Annotated in this window: 1 protein-coding gene; it reads left to right on the top strand. The window is 70.8% G+C overall.

The genetic code is table 11. From position 1 onward, the window contains the following. The first annotated feature begins 138 nt into the window (after positions 1-138). Entirely contained in the window at positions 139-20,598 is a 20,460-nt protein-coding gene (locus tag OHA17_RS03925) for a type I polyketide synthase (RefSeq protein ID WP_406504058.1), read from the top strand. Positions 20,599-20,661: the final 63 nt, after the last annotated feature.

Raw genomic sequence — 20,661 nt, 5'->3', positions numbered from 1 at the left:
ACACACCTGACCAGCGCACACGAACAGAACGTCACGGCGGGCGGCCACCGGGCCGCCCGCCGCGGCGCATTCCGGCACTCAACTACGGAAACCCGCAGTCCACCGCGTGGAAGATGGCGGGGAACCGGTCGGACGTGCGTGTCGACGCTCTGTTCCCGAAGTCCGGCATTCCACCGAACGATTGGCGTCCTGATGTCGAACGAGGAGAAGCTGCGCGAGTACCTCAAGCGCGCGATCGCAGACCTTCACGAGACTCGTCAGCAATTGGACGAGACGGAGGCGAAGCAGCGAGAGCCGATCGCGATCGTCTCGATGGCCTGCCGCTTCCCCGGCGGCGTCCGCGCGCCGGAAGAGCTCTGGGAACTGCTACGCGACGGAGTCGACGCGATCTCCTCGTTCCCCCGCAACCGTGGCTGGGACCTGGAGGGGCTCTACCACCCCGACCCGGCCCACCAGGGCACCGCCTACGCCCGCGAGGGCGGATTCCTGCATGACGCAGGCGAGTTCGACCCCGCCTTCTTCGGGATCTCCCCGCGCGAGGCGCTCGCCATGGACCCCCAGCAGCGACTGCTGCTGGAAACCGCGTGGGAAGCCGTCGAACGCGCCGGCATCGACCCGCAATCCCTCGCCGGCAGCCGCACCGGCGTCTTCGTCGGCACCGACTACGGTGGCTACGACGCCGAGGCGGGCCGACGCACCGACGAGGTCGGCGGACACCTGCTGACCGGCAACCACATCAGCATCGCCTCCGGCCGGATCTCCTACGTCCTCGGTCTGGAAGGCCCCGCACTGACCGTGGACACGGCCTGCTCCTCGTCGCTGGTCGCCCTGCACCTGGCGATGCACGCGCTGCGGCGCGGCGAGTGCGGCATGGCCCTGGTGGGCGGCGCGACCGTGATGTCCACGCCGCAGCTGTTCGTGGAGTTCTCCCGCCAGCGCGGCCTGGCCCCCGACGGCCGCTGCAAGCCGTTCGCGGACACCGCCGACGGCACGGGCTGGAGCGAGGGCGTCGGCCTGCTGCTGGTGGAGCGGCTCAGCGACGCGGTGCGCAACGGCCACCCCGTACTCGCCGTGGTGAAGGGCTCGGCCGTCAACCAGGACGGCGCCTCGAACGGCCTGACCGCCCCCAACGGCCCCTCGCAGCAGAGCGTCATCCGCCAGGCCCTGACCGGCGCGGGCCTGACCACCGCGGACATCGACGCCGTGGAGGCGCACGGCACCGGCACCACCCTCGGCGACCCCATCGAGGCGCATGCCCTGCTGGCCACGTACGGGCAGCAGCGCCCCGCGGACCGGCCCGTGTTGATCGGCTCCATGAAGTCCAACATCGGGCACACCCAGTCCGCCGCCGGTATCGCCGGTGTGATGAAGATGGTCCTGGCAATGCGGCACGGGCAACTGCCCAAGTCCCTGCACCTGGACGAGCCCACCGGGCACGTCGACTGGAGCGACGGCCATGCCAGGCTCCTCGCCGAGGCCGAACCCTGGCCGAGCACCGGTCGGCCCCGCCGCGCCGCCGTCTCCTCCTTCGGCATCAGCGGCACCAACGCCCACGTCATCCTGGAACAGGCGCCCGCCCACGAGGCCCAAGCCGCCTCCGAGCCGGCCGCCCGGTCGGGCACGCTGCCCTGGATCCTGTCCGCCCGCACCGAAGGGGCCCTGCGCGCCCAGGCCGAACGCCTCGGCCGCCACGTACGGGAGCGTGCCGACCTCGAACCGGCCGCCGTCGCCCACGCCCTCGTGGACACCCGGGCCCTGATGGGGCACCGCGCGGTACTCGTCGCGGACGACCGGGACGCGTTCCTGGACGGCCTGGACGCCCTGGCCACGGGCCGCACCACCACCGGCCTGGTCAGCGGCGTCGCCGCCAAGACCGCCACCGCGTTCCTCTTCGCCGGGCAGGGCTCCCAGCGCCTGGGCATGGGACGCGAACTGCACGCCGCGTACCCCGCGTTCGCCGCCGCCTTCGACGCGGCGTGCGCCGAGCTCGACCCGCACCTGGACCGGCCGCTGCACGACGTCGTCTTCGCCGACGAAGGCAGCGCCGACGCCGCCCTCCTCGACCAGACCGCCTACACCCAGGCCGCCCTCTTCGCGTTGGAAACCGCCCTGTTCCGGCTCGTCGAATCCTGGGGCGTGACCCCCCAGTCCGTCGTCGGCCACTCCATCGGCGAAATCACCGCCGCCCACGTCAGCGGCGTGCTGACCCTCCAGGACGCCGCACGACTGGTCGCCGCGCGGGGCACCCTGATGCAGGCACTGCCCGAAGGCGGCGCCATGGTGGCGATCCAGGCCACCGAGGAGGAGATCCGGGACAGCCTGGCGGGCCACGAGGGGCAGGTCTCCGTCGCCGCCGCCAACGGGCCCGACTCCACCGTCATTTCGGGCGACGAACAGGCCGTGACCGAGATCGCGGCCCACTGGGCAGCGCAGGGCCGCCGTACCAAACGTCTGAGGGTCAGTCACGCCTTCCACTCCCCGCACATGGACGGCATGTTGGAGGACTTCCGGCGCGTCGCCGGCGGCCTGACCTTCCATGCCCCCCGCATCCCCGTGGTGTCCACGGTGACCGGCGAGCTCGCCACCGACGACGAACTGTGCTCGCCCGACTACTGGGTCCGGCAGGTCCGAGAAGCGGTCCGTTTCTGCGCCGCCGTGCGCACCCTCGAAGCCGAGGGCGTCACCACCTTCGTGGAGATCGGCCCCGATGCCGTCCTCACACCCATGGTCCAGGACTGTCTGACCGCCCCCGACGAGCCCCTCCCCCCTGTCCTGGTCTCCCTCCTGCGCACCGGCCGCCCCGAAGCACCCACCCTCACCACGGGCGTCGCCACCGCCTTCGCGCACGGCGCCCACGTCGACTGGTCCGCCTGCCTGGGCGCCCGCAGCGCTCCCCACGTGGGACTGCCCACCTACGCCTTCCAGCGCCAGTGGTACTGGCTGGACCCGGCCGAACACGAGCCGGCGGAAGCGGCCGCCGCCGAGGCGGGCGAGGCCGGATTCTGGGCCGCCGTCGAACGCGAGGACCTCCAGGAGCTGTCGGCCGTCCTCGCCATCGACGGCAGCGACGCGGACTCCCTCGGCAACCTCCTGCCCACCCTCTCCTCCTGGCGCCGGCAACGCCGCATCCAGGCCGCCGCGGACCGCTTCGGCTACCGCACCCACTGGACCCCGCGCACCGTCTCCAACGACCCCGTCGCCACGGGCCACTGGCTCGTCGTCCTGCCCGACGGCGCCACCGACGACCCGTGGACCGTCCGCCTCCTGGACGCCCTGCGCGACCAGGGTCTGCACACCGACGTACGGGAACTACCCGACACCGATGATCCCGGCGACGCCCTCGCCGGGGCCGACACCCCGGTCGACGGCGTGCTCTCCCTGCTGGCCCTCGATGAGCGCCCCCACCCGCAGCTGCCCTCCGTGCCGCGCGGCCTGACCGCCACCACCGCGCTGCTGCGCGCCCTGGAGGCCGCAGGCATCCAGGCACCCTTATGGAGCGTGACCCGCCGCGCCGTCGCCGTCGACCGGCACGACGCGCTCAACAGCCCCGTACAGGCGCAGACCTGGGGCCTGGGCCGGGTAGCCGCGCTGGAGTCCCCGCAGAGCTGGGGCGGGCTCGTCGACCTCCCCGAGAACCTGGACGGGCGGACCGTCTCCGCGCTGCTGAGCACCCTCGCCGGCGACGAGGACCAGGTCGCGATCCGCCCGGCCGGGGTCTTCACCCGCCGCCTGGAACGGACCGCACCCGGCGGCGACACCGACGCCCAGTGGAGCACCCACGGCACCGTCCTGGTCACCGGCGGCACCGGCGCCCTCGGCGCACACCTCGCCCACTGGCTGGCCGACGCCGGAGCCCAACACCTCGTACTCACCAGCCGCCGCGGCCCCCAGGCCCCCGGCGCACCCGAACTCGCGGCCGCACTCACCGACCGCGGCGTCGAGGTGACCCTCGCTGCCTGCGACGTCGCCGACCGGGACGCCCTGGCGGCCGTCCTCGCAGACATCCCGCCGCACCTGCCGCTGACCGGCGTCGTGCACGCAGCGGGCGTGCTGGACGACGGCGTACTGGCAGCGCTCACCCCCGAGCGCTTCGAGACCGTACTGCGCCCCAAGGCGCAGGCCGCACAGCACCTGCACGAGCTCACCCAGGACCTGGACCTGGACCACTTCGTGCTGTTCTCCTCGATCGTCGGCGTCCTGGGCAACGCCGGACAGGGCAACTACGCCGCCGCCAACGCCTACTTGGACGCCCTCGCCGAACAGCGCCACCAGCAGGGCCTCCCGGCCACCTCCGTGTCCTGGGGCCCCTGGGCGGGCGACGGTATGGCCGTCGACAGTGACGTCGCCGACCGGATGAGCCGCGACGGACTGCTGCCCATGGCCGCGGCCCCCGCGCTCGCCGCCCTGCGCCAGGCCCTCGCCCAGGGCATGACCCACGTGACCGTGGCCGACATCGACTGGAGCGCCTACGCCCCCGCCCTGACCGCCGTCCGCCCCAGCCCCCTCATCGGCGACCTGCCCGAGGCCCGCCGCGCGGTCCGCCCCGCGGACGGCCCGCGCCGCGAAGGCTCCCTCCTGCGCGACCGGGTCGCCGCACTGCCGCCCGCCGAACAGGAACAGGCGTTCCTGACCCTGGTCAGGGAAGAGGCCGCCAAGTCCGTCGGCCACCCCACGCCGGACACCATCGACGCCCAACGCGCCTTCCGCGAGCAGGGATTCGACTCGCTGATGGCGGTCGACCTGCGCAACCGGCTCTCCGCCGCGACGGCACTGAGGCTGCCCGCCACCCTGCTGTTCGACCACCCCAGTGTCGCCGCGGTCGCCGCATACCTGCGCGCCGAAGTCCTGGGCGCCACGGGGCCCGCCACGGTCGTACAGGCATCGGCCGCCGCCCTCGACGAACCGGTGGCGATCGTCGGCATGGCCTGCCGCTTCCCCGGCGGCGTGGACTCGCCCGCGGCCCTGTGGCGGCTGCTGGCCGAGGGCGGCGACGCCATCGCCCCCATGCCCACCGACCGGGGCTGGGACCTGGACCGTGTCTACCACCCCGACCCCGACCACCAGGGCACCACCTACGTCCGCGACGGCGGCTTCCTGGCCGGTGTGGCCGGCTTCGACGCCGACTTCTTCGGCATCTCGCCGCGCGAGGCTCTCGCCATGGACCCGCAGCAGCGACTGCTCCTGGAAACCACCTGGGAGGTGCTCGAACAGGCGGGCATCGACCCGGAGTCCCTCCGCGGCAGCAGCACCGGGGTCTTCGCGGGCACCAACACCCAGGACTACGGCGCCGTCCTGGACACGGCACAGGACGAAGCGAGCGGGCACCGGCTCACCGGCAACGCCCTGAGCGTCGTCTCCGGCCGGGTCTCCTACACCTTCGGCTTCGAAGGACCCGCCGTCACCGTGGACACCGCGTGTTCCTCCTCGCTGGTGGCTCTGCACATGGCGGCGCAGGCGCTGCGTCAGGGCGAGTGCTCCCTGGCGGTCGCGGGCGGTGTGACCGTGATGTCCACCCCGTCGTCCTTCGTGGAGTTCGCCCGGCAGCGCGGGCTGGCCCCCGACGGCCGCTGCAAGCCGTTCGCGGCCGCCGCCGACGGCACCGGCTGGAGCGAAGGCGTCGGCCTGCTGCTGGTGGAGCGGCTCAGCGACGCCCGCCGCAACGGCCACCAGGTACTCGCCGTCGTACGCGGCTCCGCCGTCAACCAGGACGGCGCGTCCAACGGCTTGAGCGCACCCAGCGGCCCGTCCCAGCAGCGGGTGATCCGACAGGCCCTGGCCAACGCCCAGTTGGCCGCCGGTGACGTCGACGCCGTGGAGGCACACGGCACCGGTACGACACTCGGCGACCCGATCGAGGCCCAGGCACTGCTGGCCACCTACGGCCAGGAGCGGCCGGCGGAGCAGCCGTTGCTGCTCGGCGCGGTGAAGTCCAACCTCGGGCACACCCAGGCCGCCGCCGGTGTGGCGGGCGTGATGAAGATGGTGCTGGCGATGCGGCACGGGATGCTGCCGCGCACCCTGCACGTCGACGAACCCACCGAACACGTCGACTGGACCGCGGGCGCCGTCGAACTGCTCACCGAGAACACCGACTGGCCCGAGACCGGCCGCCCGCGACGCGCGGCCGTCTCCGCCTTCGGCATCAGCGGCACCAACGCACACGTGGTCCTGGAACTGCCCCCGGCCACCGAACCCGAACCGCCCACCACCGCCCCCGACGGGACGGTACCGCTGCTGCTCTCGGCCAAGGGCGAGAACGCCCTGCGCGCCCAGGCGGCCCGACTCCGCTCCCACCTGGACCACGAGCCCGCACCCCGCCTCACCGACGTCGCCCACACGCTGATGACGCACCGCACGGCCCTCGTCCACCGCGCGGCCGTCCGTGCCCACGACCACGCCACCGCGCTGCGAGCCCTGACCGCACTGGCCGCGGGCGAGGCCGATCCCGCCCTGGACACCGGCACGGCGCACACCGGCCGGGACGCCTTCTTGTTCTCGGGTCAGGGGTCGCAACGCCTGGGTATGGGGCGGGAGTTGTGTGGTCGCTATCCGGTCTTCGCGGCGGCGTTCGACACGGTCTGCGCCGCCCTCGACGAGCATCTGGAGCGTCCGTTGCGGGACGTGGTGTGGGGCGAGGACGTGGAGCTGCTGAACCAGACGGCCTACGCCCAGGCCGGGTTGTTCGCGATCGAGGTGGCGCTGTTCCGGCTGGTGGAGTCCTGGGGTGTCCGGCCGCAGTACGTGGCTGGACACTCCGTCGGCGAGATCGCCGCCGCGCATGTCGCCGGGGTCTTCACGCTGGCCGACGCCTGCACGTTGGTGGCGGCTCGCGGACGGCTCATGCAGGCCCTGCCCGCCGGCGGCGCGATGGTGGCGATCAGGGCGACGGAGGGGGAGGTTCTTCCGCATCTGACGGGTGGGGTGTCGATCGCGGCGGTCAATGGTCCGTCGTCGGTGGTGGTCTCCGGTGTCGAGGATGCGGTGCTGGCCATCGCGGCGCGCTTCGAGGCCGAGGGCTGCAAGACCAGCAGGCTGCGGGTCTCGCACGCCTTCCACTCGCCGCTGATGGAACCGATGCTGGCCGACTTCCGCGCCGTCGCCGAGAGCCTGTCCTACGGCGAGCCGGAACTGTCCGTCGTATCGAACGTGACCGGCGACCTCGCCACCCCGGACCAGCTGCGCACCCCCGAATACTGGGTGACCCACGTGCGGGCCGCGGTGCGCTTCGCCGACGGCATCCGCACCCTGAGCGCGCAGGGCGTGACGCGCTTCCTGGAACTGGGCCCCGACGGCACGCTTACGGCCATGGCCCGCGAGTCGCTGCCGGACGACGACGCCACCGGCCAGAGCGCTCCCGAGGAGACCGTCCTCGTCCCCGCCCTGCGCCGGGACCGCCCCGAGGAGGAGACCCTCCTCGCGGCCCTGACACAACTGCACGTACGCGGCGCCACGATCGACTGGAGCGCGTTCCCCGCCGCCGGCCGGGACGCCCGCGCTGTCGACCTGCCGACGTACGCCTTCCAACACCAGCGGTTCTGGCCGACCCCCGACCACACCCGAACCGGGGACATCGGCGCCGTCGGTCTCGAAGCGGCTGGGCACCCGCTGCTGAGCGCGGCCGTGGAACTGCCGGACGGCGACGGTGTGCTGTTCACCACGCGCCTGTCGCTCGCCACCCATCCGTGGCTGGCCGGGCACGTCGTCATGGGTTCGGTCCTGCTGCCGGGCACGGCATTCGTCGAACTCGCCGTCCGCGCCGCCGACCAGGCGGGCTGCGACCGCGTCGACGAACTGACCCTGGCCGCCCCGCTCGTCCTGCCCGAGCACGGCGGCGTGCACCTCCAACTGCACGTGGGCCCCGCCGACGAGGCGGGCCGCCGCACCTTCAGCGTGCGCTCCAGGATGGAGGGCGACGGCGACCGCCCGTGGGTGCAGCACGCCACCGGCGTACTCGCCGTCGACCCGCAGCCGGCCGCCGCCGACTTCGCCTCGGCGCCCTGGCCGCCCGTCGACGCCGAGCCCGTCGATCTGACCGGCTTCTATCCGCGCTTCGCTGACCGCGGATTCGACTACGGCCCGCACTTCCAGGGCCTGCGCACCGCATGGCGCCGTGGCGACGAGGTCTTCGCCGAGGTCGCCCTGCCCGCCGCGGCCGAAGGCGAGGCACCGGCCTACGGCCTCCACCCGGCACTGCTCGACGCGGCCCTGCACGTCGTCACCCTCAACGGAGTCGACCAGCAGGTCGTGCCCTTCGCCTGGGAGGACGTCTCGCTGCACGCCTCCGGCGCCGCGGCCGTACGGGTCCGGGTCACCCGGCACAGCAGCGACACGGTGTCCGTGGACGTCGCCGACACCGAGGGCGGCTCCGTCGCCACCATCGGCGCACTCGTCCTGCGGTCGATCTCCGCGGACCAGTGGGAGAGCGGCACCAACTCGATCGGCCACGATGCGCTGTTCCGCGTCCAGTGGAACCCCGTACACCTGCCCCAGGCCGGGACAGCGGAGACCGTCGCGGCGATCGGCTTCCCCGTGGGTTCGACGGCCGCGTGGTGCGCGGACCCGGTCGAGCACTACGCGGATCTGGCCTCCCTGGCCGCATCCGGCCGTGCGTCCGGCACCGTGCTGGCGGCGGTGACGGCCGATTCCGGGGTCGCCGGAACGGTGGAGTCGGTGCATGCCGCGGTGGTGGGGGCGCTGGGGGTGATCCAGTCGTGGTTGGCGGAGGATCGGTTGGCGTCGTCGCGTCTGGTGTTTGTGACGCGGGGTGCGGTGTCTGGTGCGGATCTTGCGGGTGCGGCGGTGTGGGGTCTGGTGCGGTCGGCGCAGTCGGAGCATCCGGGCCGTTTCGGCCTGGTGGATGTGGAGGGCGACGCCTCAGCGGCGGTGTTCCCGCGGGCATTGGCGTCGGATGAGCCCCAGTTGCTGGTGCGCGGTGGCGAGGTGCTGGTACCGCGGCTGGCCCGTGCCCGGTCTGAGCAGGCGATGACCTGGGACTCGTCCGGTACGGTCCTGATCACGGGTGGTACTGGTGGTCTGGGGCGGATTGTTGCTCGGCATTTGGTGGTGGTGCATGGGGTGCGGAGTCTGTTGTTGGTGAGTCGGCGTGGTCTGGCTGTGGAGGGTGTTGGGGAGTTTGTTGCGGAGTTGGCTCTGCTTGGTGCGGAGGTGGTTGTCGAGGCGTGTGATGTGTCTGATGCGGTGGCGGTGGCTGATCTGGTTGGTCGTCATGAGCTGACGGCTGTGGTGCATGCGGCTGGTGTGTTGGATGACGGTGTGGTGGAGTCGCTGTCTGCGGAGCGGTTGGCGGGGGTGTTGCGTCCGAAGGTGGATGCGGCGTGGCATTTGCATGAGGCGACCAGGGGTGTGGATCTGGACGCGTTTGTGGTGTTCTCGTCGGTGGCTGGGACTGTTGGTAGTGCTGGTCAGGGTAATTACGCTGCGGGTAATGCTTTCTTGGATGCGTTGGCGGGTCATCGTCGTGCGTTGGGTTTGCCTGGGGTGTCGTTGGCGTGGGGTCCTTGGTCGCAGGACAGTGGTATGACCGGTGGTCTGAGTGATGTGGATGTCCAGCGGATCGCCAGGCAGGGTATACCGCCGCTGTCTGTCGAGGAGGGCCTGGCCCTCCTCGACGCCGCGCTGGCGGCCGACGACGCCCAACTCCTTCCCGTGCGCTTCGACTTGGCGACCTTACGCGAGCAAGGGGAGGTGCTTCCCCTGTTGCGCGGCTTGATCAGGACCCGCACCCGACGCTCGGTGGTCGCCGGCTCGGCCACCGTCTCCGGCCTGGTGAGTCGCCTGAGCGGACTGGGCGCGGTGGAACGCCGCGAGGCGCTGTTGGACTTGGTGCGGGCCCAGGTCGCGGTGGTCCTGGGGCACGCGAGCCCGGAGACGATCGATCCGGACCGGGCCTTCCAGGACCTCGGCTTCGACTCTCTGACCGCCGTCGAGCTGCGCAATCGGCTCAACAAGGCCACGGACATGCGGCTTTCGTCCACCACCGTCTTCGACTACCCCACGGCCGGCGCGCTGGTCGACTTTCTGCTGGACGAGTTGTTCGGCGAGCACGTGCAGGTCGAGCTGCCGACACGGGTGCCGTCCTCGACGGGTACGGCCGACGACCCGGTGGTGATCGTCGGCATGAGTTGCCGCTACCCGGGCGGCGTCGCCTCGCCGGAGGACCTGTGGCGCCTGGTGTCCGAAGGCGTGGACGCGGTCTCCGACTTCCCCACCGACCGCGGCTGGGACGTGGCGGCCCTCCACAACCCGGACCCCGAGGCATTCGGTACCTCGTACACCCGCTCCGGTGGATTCCTCTACGACGCGGCGGAGTTCGACCCCGAGTTCTTCGGGATGAGCCCCCGGGAAGCGCTGGCGACGGACTCGCAGCAGCGGCTGCTGCTGGAGACGACCTGGGAGGCCATCGAGCGGACGGGCATCGACCCGACGTCGCTGCGCGGCAGCCGTACCGGCGTCTTCGCGGGTGTGATGTACACCGATTACGAGGACCTCCTCGTCGGCGACCAGTTCGAGGGCTTCCGCAGCAACGGCAGCGCGGGCAGTGTCGCTTCGGGTCGGGTGTCGTACACCTTTGGTTTTGAGGGTCCGGCGGTGACGGTGGATACGGCGTGTTCGTCGTCGTTGGTGGCGTTGCATCTGGCGGCGCAGTCGTTGCGTCTGGGGGAGTGTTCGCTGGCGTTGGCGGGTGGTGTGACGGTGATGTCGACGCCGTCGACGTTCGTGGAGTTCTCGCGTCAGGGTGGGTTGTCTTCGGATGGGCGTTGCAAGGCGTTTGCTGATGGGGCTGATGGTGTGGGTTGGGGTGAGGGTGCTGGGATTGTGGTGTTGGAGCGTTTGTCGGATGCGCGCCGTAACGGGCATCGGATCTTGGCGACTGTGCGGGGTAGTGCGGTGAATCAGGATGGTGCGTCGAATGGTTTGACGGCGCCGAATGGTCCGTCGCAGCAGCGGGTGATTCGGCAGGCGTTGGTGAGTGCGGGTCTGTCGGCGGCGGATGTGGATGTGGTGGAGGCGCATGGTACGGGTACGACGTTGGGTGATCCGATCGAGGCTCAGGCGTTGTTGGCGACGTATGGTCAGGAGCGGTCGGTGGGTCGGCCGTTGTTGTTGGGTTCGGTGAAGTCCAATATTGGTCATGCGCAGGCGGCTTCGGGTGTTGCGGGTGTGATCAAGATGGTGTTGGCGATGCGTCATGGTGTGTTGCCGCGGACGTTGCATGTGGGTGAGCCGTCGTCGCATGTGGACTGGGATGCTGGTGCGGTTGAGTTGTTGACGTCTGCGGTTGAGTGGGAGCGGGGGGACGGGCCGCGTCGTGCGGGTGTGTCGTCCTTCGGGATCAGCGGTACGAACGCGCACGTGATCCTGGAACAGCCCGAACCCGCCCCCGCCGACACCGAATCGGACACCCCGGTGATCGTGCCCGGCGCGCTGGCGTGGGTGCTCTCCGGTAAGAACGAGGCCGCGCTGCGTGGCCAGGCGGTGCGCCTGCTGCCCCTCGTCGCCGGCCGCGACGGGCGGTCCGCGCAGGACATCGGCCACTCACTGGTGACAGGACGGTCGAGCTTCCCGCACCGCGCGGTGGTGTGGGGTGAGGACCGCGAAGCACTGGTGCTCGCCCTGTCCGCACTCGCGGTGGGCGAGGCCGACGCCGGACTGGCGGAGGGCTCGTCCGGTGCGGGGAAGACGGCCTTCTTGTTCTCGGGTCAGGGGTCGCAACGCCTGGGGATGGGGCGGGAGTTGTGTGGTCGCTATCCGGTCTTCGCGGCGGCGTTCGACACGGTCTGCGCCGCCCTCGACGAGCACTTGGACCGTCCGTTGCGGGACGTGGTGTGGGGCGAGGACGCGGAGCTGCTGAACCAGACCGTGTACGCCCAGGCCGGGTTGTTCGCGATCGAGGTGGCGCTGTACCGGCTGGCGGAATCGTGGGGCGTGCGCGCCGACTTCGTGACGGGGCATTCGGTCGGTGAAGTCGCCGCGGCGCACGTGGCGGGCGTCTTCTCCCTCCCGGACGCCTGCGCGCTGGTGGCGGCCCGGGGCCGGTTGATGCAGCAACTGCCCGTTGGTGGGGCGATGGTGGCGCTCCAGGCGACCGAGGAGGAGGTTCTTCCGCATCTGACGGGTGGGGTGTCGATCGCGGCGGTCAATGGTCCGTCGTCGGTGGTGGTCTCCGGTGTCGAGGATGGGGTACTGGCTATCGCGGCGCGCTTTACAGCCGAGGGCCGCAAGACCAGCAGGCTGCGGGTCTCGCACGCCTTCCACTCGCCGCTGATGGAACCGATGCTGGCCGACTTCCGCGCGGTGGTGGCACGGCTGTCCTTCGGCACGCCGACGATCCCCGTCGTGTCGAACCTGACGGGCCGACTCGCCGAACCCGAACAGCTCGGCCACGCCGACTACTGGGCCCAGCACGTCCGCGAAGCCGTGCGTTTCGCGGACGGCATACGGGCTCTGCACGCAGAAGGGGTGACGCGCTTCCTCGAACTCGGCCCGGACGGTGTGCTGTCCGCGATGGCACAGGAGTCGCTACCGGACGACGCCGTGCTTGCTCCCGTACTGCGCAAGGACCGGCCCGAGGAGACGGCACTGCTGGGTGCCCTGGCGCAGCTTTACGTCCGGGGCGCGAGCGTGGACTGGGCGGCGCTGTACGCCGGCTCGGGTGCGCGGTGGGTGGACCTGCCGACGTACGCGTTCCAGCGCGAGCGGTTCTGGCCGTCGGGTCGGGTGGCGCGTTCTGGTGATGTGCGGTTCGCGGGTCTGGATTCCGCGGGGCATCCGATGCTCGGTGCGGCGGTGCAACTGGCGGGCTCGGGTGGGGTGTTGTTCACCGGGCGGTTGTCGGTGTCCTCGCACCCGTGGCTGGCGGATCACGTGGTGCGGGGGTCCGTGCTGGTGCCCGGCACGGCGCTGGTGGAACTGGTCCTCCGCGCAGCCGACGAGGTCGACTGCGACCTGCTGGAGGAACTGACGTTGGCCGCACCGCTGGTGCTGCCCGCGTCGGACAGCGGTGTGCAGGTACAGGTCTGGCTGGGGGAGCCGGACGGTTCGGGCCGCCGCCCGGCGTCGGTGCATGCGCGTGAGGCCGAGGGCCCCTGGACGCTGCACGCCAGCGGTGTGGTGACCACGGGAGCCGAGGCGGTCTCCTTCGACGCCGCGGTATGGCCTCCGAAGGGCGCGGAGTCGGTGGACGTGGCGGACTGCTACGACGAACTCGCCGATGCCGGGCTCACGTACGGCCCGGTGTTCCGGGGCCTGCGCGCGGCCTGGAAGCTCGGTGAGGACGTATACGCCGAGGTGGGGCTCCCGGAGGGCACGGACGGCCACGCCTACGGGCTGCACCCTGCGCTCTTCGACGCCGCCCTGCACGCGGCGGCACGGGGTGGAGTGGAGGCGGGCGGAGTCCCCTTCTCGTGGACCGGAGTGTCCCTGCACGCCTCCGGAGCCTCCCACCTCCGCGTTCGAATCCGAGGCACGGCCAACGGAATGTCGATCGCGATGGCGGACACCTCCGGTGCGCCGGTCGCCTCCGTGGAGTCGCTGGTGGTGCGTCCGCTCTCGGCCGGGCAGTTGCAGGCCGCCGACCGTGACGCCCTCTTCAAGGTCGACTGGGTTCCCGTCCCGCTCACGGACGAGCGTGTCGAGCTCGGCACCGGTCCGGAGGGCGAACCATGGCGAACTCTCGCGGATCTGGAGTCCCTGGCCGGGGCGACCGTGCCCGGTACGGTCCTGGTCACGCCGCCCGCCGGCGCCGCCGGAGTGGTGGAGTCCGTACACCTCGCGGCTGCCTGGGCGCTGGAGATGGTGCAGTCCTGGCTGGCCGACGACCGGTTCGCCGCCTCGCGCCTGGTGTTCGTCACCCGCGGGGGCGTCGCCGGCGCGGATCTCGCAGGTGCCGCCGTGCGGGGCCTGGTGCGGTCGGCGCAGTCGGAGAACCCGGGCCGCTTCGGCCTGGTGGACCTGGCCGACGACTCCGATGTGACCGTGCTGGCGCAAGGGCTCGCGACCGACGAGCCCGAACTGCTGGTGCGCGGTGGCGAGGTGCTGGTACCGCGGCTGGCCCACACCCAGTCCGAGCAGGGGATGGCCTGGGATCCGTCCGGTACGGTCCTGATCACGGGTGGTACTGGTGGTCTGGGGCGGATTGTTGCTCGGCATTTGGTGGTGGTGCATGGGGTGCGGAGTCTGTTGTTGGTGAGTCGGCGTGGTCTGGCTGTGGAGGGTGTTGGGGAGTTTGTTGCGGAGTTGGCTCTGCTTGGTGCGGAGGTGGTTGTCGAGGCGTGTGATGTGTCTGATGCGGTGGCGGTGGCTGATCTGGTTGGTCGTCATGAGCTGACGGCTGTGGTGCATGCGGCTGGTGTGTTGGATGACGGTGTGGTGGAGTCGCTGTCTGCGGAGCGGTTGGCGGGGGTGTTGCGTCCGAAGGTGGATGCGGCGTGGCATTTGCATGAGGCGACCAGGGGTGTGGACTTGGACGCGTTTGTGGTGTTCTCGTCGGTGGCTGGGACTGTTGGTAGTGCTGGTCAGGGTAATTACGCTGCGGGTAATGCTTTCTTGGATGCGTTGGCGGGTCATCGTCGTGCGTTGGGTCTGCCTGGGGTGTCGTTGGCGTGGGGTCCTTGGTCGCAGGACAGTGGCATGACCGGTGGTCTGAGTGATGTGGATGTCCAGCGGATCGCTCGGCAGGGTATGCCGCCGCTGTCTGTCGAGGAGGGCCTGGCCCTCTTCGACGCCGCGCTTGGAACGACCGAGCCCATGGCACTGCCCGTCCGCCTGGACCTCGCGGCGCTCCGCGCTCAGGGCGAGCCCCAGCCACTGCTGCGCGGCCTGATCCGCACGAGGACCCGCCGATCCGGCGCGGTCGCGGCAGCCGGCATCGCGCAGCGCCTGGCTGGGCTGTCCACGGCGGAGCGGCGCGAGGCGCTGCTCGATGTCGTACGCGCCCAGATCGCGGTGGTCCTGGGACATGCGAGCCCGGAGACGATCGATCCGGACCGGGCCTTCCAGGACCTCGGCTTCGACTCCTTGACCGCCGTCGAACTCCGCAACCTGCTGGGCCGAGCCACCGGACTGCGGCTCCCGGCGACGACCGTGTTCGACTACCCGACGGCAGACGCCCTGGCGGGCCACCTCCTGGGCGAGCTGTTCGGCACGGAGACCGAGACGCCGCTCCCGGTGTCCGCTCTCCCGTCCCTGACGGACGACCCGGTGGTGATCGTCGGCATGAGCTGCCGCTTCCCCGGCGGCGTCGCCTCGCCGGAGGACCTGTGGCGCCTGGTGTCCGAGGGGGTGGACGCCGTCTCGGCCTTCCCCACCGACCGAGGCTGGGAGATCGAGGACAGCGACGATCCCGAGCGGGAGGGCGCCATCGCCACCCGCTCCGGTGGATTCCTCTACGACGCGGCGGAGTTCGACCCCGAGTTCTTCGGGATGAGCCCCCGCGAGGCCCTGACCACCGACGCCCAGCAGCGACTGCTGCTGGAGACGAGCTGGGAGGCGCTGGAGCGCGCCGGTATGGACCCGGCCACCCTGCGCGGCAGCCGTACTGGCGTCTTCGCCGGCGTGATGTATCACGACTACTCGACGCTGCTGTCCGGGCGCGAGTTCGAGGGCTATCAGGGCAGCGGTAGCGCGGGCAGTGTCGCTTCGGGTCGGGTGTCGTACACCTTTGGTTTTGAGGGTCCGGCGGTGACGGTGGATACGGCGTGTTCGTCGTCGTTGGTGGCGTTGCATCTGGCGGCGCAGTCGTTGCGTCTGGGGGAGTGTTCGCTGGCGTTGGCGGGTGGTGTGACGGTGATGTCGACGCCGTCGACGTTCGTGGAGTTCTCGCGTCAGGGTGGGTTGTCTTCGGATGGGCGTTGCAAGGCGTTTGCTGATGGGGCTGATGGTGTGGGTTGGGGTGAGGGTGCTGGGATTGTGGTGTTGGAGCGTTTGTCGGATGCGCGCCGTAACGGGCATCGGATCTTGGCGACTGTGCGGGGTAGTGCGGTGAATCAGGATGGTGCGTCGAATGGTTTGACGGCGCCGAATGGTCCGTCGCAGCAGCGGGTGATTCGGCAGGCGTTGGTGAGTGCGGGTCTGTCGGCGGCGGATGTGGATGTGGTGGAGGCGCATGGTACGGGTACGACGTTGGGTGATCCGATCGAGGCTCAGGCGTTGTTGGCGACGTATGGTCAGGAGCGGTCGGTGGGTCGGCCGTTGTTGTTGGGTTCGGTGAAGTCCAATATTGGTCATGCGCAGGCGGCTTCGGGTGTTGCGGGTGTGATCAAGATGGTGTTGGCGATGCGTCATGGTGTGTTGCCGCGGACGTTGCATGTGGGTGAGCCGTCGTCGCATGTGGACTGGGATGCTGGTGCGGTTGAGTTGTTGACGTCTGCGGTTGAGTGGGAGCGGGGGGACGGGCCGCGTCGTGCGGGTGTGTCGTCCTTCGGGATCAGCGGTACGAACGCGCACGTGATCCTGGAACAGCCCGAACCCGCCGACACCGACACCAACACCGACGCCTGCGCTGCATCGGACGCCGCCGAGGACGAGACGGCCGGGGCCGCGCTGCCGGTGCTGGTGCCGCTGTCCGGCCGGACCGAGTCGGCGCTGCGCGCCCAGGCAGGGCGGTTGCTGTCCCGACTGGACGGTGAGCCGGCGCCGCGCGTCACGGATGTCGCCTACTCACTGGCGACGGGCCGCGCGGTGTTCGAGCACCGCGCGGTGATCCTGGCCGGGGACCGGGAGGAGCTGCTGCGCTCGCTGTCAGCCCTGGCCGAGGGCCGCAGTGAGACGGCCGTCGTGGCACAGGACCGGGCCCGCGCCGGCAAGCTCGCCTTCCTGTTCTCGGGTCAGGGGTCGCAACGCCTGGGTATGGGGCGGGAGTTGTGTGGTCGCTATCCGGTCTTCGCGGCGGCGTTCGACGCGGTGTGCGCGGCCCTCGATGAGCATCTGGAGCGTCCGTTGCGGGACGTGGTGTGGGGTGAGGACGTGGAGCTGCTGAACCAGACGGCCTACGCCCAGGCCGGGTTGTTCGCGATCGAGGTGGCGTTGTTCCGGCTGGTGGAGTCCTGGGGCGTCTGGCCGCAGTACGTGGCTGGACACTCCGTCGGCGAGATCGCTGCCGCGCATGTCGCCGGGGTCTTCACGCTGGCTGACGCCTGCACGTTGGTGGCGGCTCGCGGACGGCTCATGCAGGCCCTGCCCGCCGGCGGCGCGATGGTGGCGATCAGGGCGACGGAGGGGGAGGTTCTTCCGCATCTGACGGGTGGGGTGTCGATCGCGGCGGTCAATGGTCCGTCGTCGGTGGTGGTCTCCGGTGTCGAGGATGCGGTGCTGGCTATTGCGGCGCACTTCGAGGCCGAGGGCTGCAAGACCAGCAGGCTGCGGGTCTCGCACGCCTTCCACTCGCCGCTGATGGAACCGATGCTGGCCGACTTCCGCGCCGTCGCCGAGAGCCTGTCCTACGGCGAGCCGCGCATCCCCGTGATCTCGAACGTCACCGGCGAACCCGCCACCGAGGAGCAACTGTGCTCCGCGGGATACTGGGTCGGTCACGTCTGCGCAGCAGTGCGTTTCGCCGACGGGGTCAGCGCACTGGAAGCGCAGGGCGTCTCGGCGTACCTGGAGCTCGGCCCCGACGGCGCCCTCTCCGCGCTCGCCGCGGAGTCCGCGGCGGACGAGTCGGTACTGACCCCCGTACTGCGCAAGGACCGGGAGGAGGCACCGGCACTCCTCACGGCTGTGGCACGTCTGCACGCCCGCGGCGTGCCCGTCGACTGGTCCGCCGTCTTCGCCGGCTCGGGTGCGCGGTGGGTGGACCTGCCGACGTACGCGTTCCAGCGCGAGCGGTTCTGGCCGTCGGGTCGGGTGGCGCGTTCCGGTGATGTGCGGTTCGCGGGTCTGGATTCCGCGGGGCACCCGTTGCTCGGTGCGGCGGTGCAACTGGCGGGCTCGGGTGGGGTGTTGTTCACCGGGCGGTTGTCGGTGTCCTCGCATCCGTGGCTGGCGGATCATGTGGTGCTGGGGTCCGTGCTGGTGCCCGGCACGGCACTGGTGGAACTGGTCCTCCGCGCAGCCGACGAGGTCGACTGCGGCGAGGTGGAGGAGCTGACGCTCGCCGCGCCGCTGGTGCTGCCCGCGTCGGACGGCGCGGTCCAGGTGCAGGTATGGGTGGGTGAGTCCGATGACGGGGGTCGCCGGCCGGTGTCGGTGCACGCGCGTGACGGAGCGGCACCGTGGACGCTGCACGCCAGTGGTGTCCTGGCCCCGGCTGCCGAGGCGCCGTCGTTCGATGCCGCGGTGTGGCCGCCGCAGGGCGCCGAGCCGCTCGACGTGGCGGGCTGCTACGAGCGGTTCGCGGACGCCGGGTTCGCTTACGGTCCGGTGTTCCAGGGCCTGCGGGCGGCCTGGAAGGTGGGCGATGACGTCTATGCGGAGGTCGGGCTTCCCGACGGCACGGACGGCGACGCCTACGGGCTGCACCCGGCACTCTTCGACGCGTCGCTGCATGCGGCGCTACTGGGTGGCGAAGGACCGGACGAGAGGGGTGTCCCCTTCTCGTGGAGCGGGGTGACCCTGCACGCGTCCGGTGCCTCCCGGGTACGGGTCCGCATTCGTGCCACCGGGAACGACACGTCGATCGCGATCGCGGACACCACCGGCGCGCCGGTGGCCTCGGTACGGTCCCTGACCGTGCGTCCGATCAGCGCCGGGCAGTTGCAGGCCAGCGATTCCCTCTTCAAGGTCGACTGGACCGGCATCCACCTCGCAGGCGAGCCTGTGGGCTCCCTCACCATGCTCGGCAAGGACGCCGAAGGCATCCTCGACGGACTCTCGCTCCAGCCCCACACGGATCTCGACGACATCGCGGAAGCGGGCGCCCACGAGATCGTGCTCGTCCCGCCGGCCATCGGGGCCGCCGGAACGGTGGAGTCGGTGCATGCCGCGGTGGTGGGGGCGCTGGGGGTGATCCAGTCGTGGTTGGCGGAGGATCGGTTGGCGTCCTCGCGTCTGGTGTTTGTGACGCGGGGTGCGGTGTCTGGTGCGGATCTTGCGGGTGCGGCGGTGTGGGGTCTGGTGCGGTCGGCGCAGTCGGAGCATCCGGGTCGTTTCGGTCTGGTGGATGTGGAGGGCGACGCCGAAGTAACGCTCATCCCGACGGCGTTGGCATCGGACGAGTCGCAACTGCTGGTGCGCGGCGAACAGGTCCTCGCCGCGCGGCTGGCCCGAGTGCAGCGGCAGGACACTCCCGCAGCCGGCGTCGAATGGGATCCTTCCGGTACGGTCCTGATCACGGGTGGTACGGGTGGTCTGGGGCGGATTGTTGCTCGGCATTTGGTGGTGGTGCATGGGGTGCGGAGTCTGTTGTTGGTGAGTCGGCGTGGCTTGGCTGTGGAGGGTGTTGGGGAGTTTGTTGCGGAGTTGGCTCTGCTTGGTGCGGAGGTGGTTGTCGAGGCGTGTGATGTGTCTGATGCGGTGGCGGTGGCTGATCTGGTTGGCCGTCATGAGCTGACGGCTGTGGTGCATGCGGCTGGTGTGTTGGATGACGGTGTGGTGGAGTCGCTGTCTGCGGAGCGGTTGGCGGGGGTGTTGCGTCCGAAGGTTGATGCGGCGTGGCATTTGCATGAGGCGACCAGGGGTGTGGATCTGGATGCGTTTGTGGTGTTCTCGTCGGTGGCTGGGACTGTTGGTAGTGCTGGTCAGGGTAATTACGCTGCGGGTAATGCTTTCTTGGATGCGTTGGCGGGTCATCGTCGTGCGTTGGGTCTGCCTGGGGTGTCGTTGGCGTGGGGTCCTTGGTCGCAGGACAGTGGTATGACCGGTGGTCTGAGTGATGTGGATGTCCAGCGGATCGCTCGGCAGGGTATGCCGCCGCTGTCTGTCGAGGAGGGCTTGGCCCTCTTCGACGCCGCGCTTGGAACGACCGAGCCCATGGCACTGCCCGTCCGCCTGGACCTCGCGGCGCTCCGCGCGCAGGGCGAGCCCCAGCCACTGCTGCGCGGCCTGATCCGCACCGCGGGTCGGCGCACGGCGGCGGCCGCGACGGAGGGCGACGCCTCGGCTGCCTTCGCGCAGAGGCTGACCGGCCTGTCTGCGGCAGAGGGACGCGAGGTCGTACTGGACGCCGTGGGCGGCCAGGTCGCGGTGGTCCTCGGGCACGCCAGCGGCACGGAGATCGACCCGGACCGCGCCTTCCTGGACCTCGGTTTCGACTCCCTGACCGCGGTCGAACTCCGCAACGGCCTCAGTGCCCTCACCGGAATCCGCCTGCCGGCGACCCTGCTCTTCGACTACCCGACGCCGGCGGAGCTCGTCGACCACCTCCACGCCCGGATCGCACCCGAGTCGCCCTCCCGACCGGAGGCACTCCTGGGCGAACTCGAAAGGCTGGAGAAGACCTTCGGCGGGCTCGACGTCACGGAGGAGGTCCACGAGCAGATAGCCGGCCGCCTGGAGGTCCTCAGGGCGAAGTGGGACGCCCTGCGGGACACCCCCGCGGCAGCCGGGCACGACGACTCCCGTTCCGACGGGGACTTCGACTTCGAGTCCGCCTCCGACGAGGAGGTGTTCGACCTCCTCGACAACGAAATCGGCCTCTCCTGAACCGAAGGGACCACACACGACGCCCCTCCCGGCAGCGCGCCGGGAGGGGCGTTCTTTCGTGCA

This window comes from Streptomyces sp. NBC_00212, from assembly GCF_045206365.1.
Classification (GTDB): Bacteria; Actinomycetota; Actinomycetes; order Streptomycetales; family Streptomycetaceae; genus Streptomyces.
The sequence above is the reverse complement of the archived record's forward strand: the minus strand, read 5'-3'. Positions and strand labels throughout refer to the sequence as shown.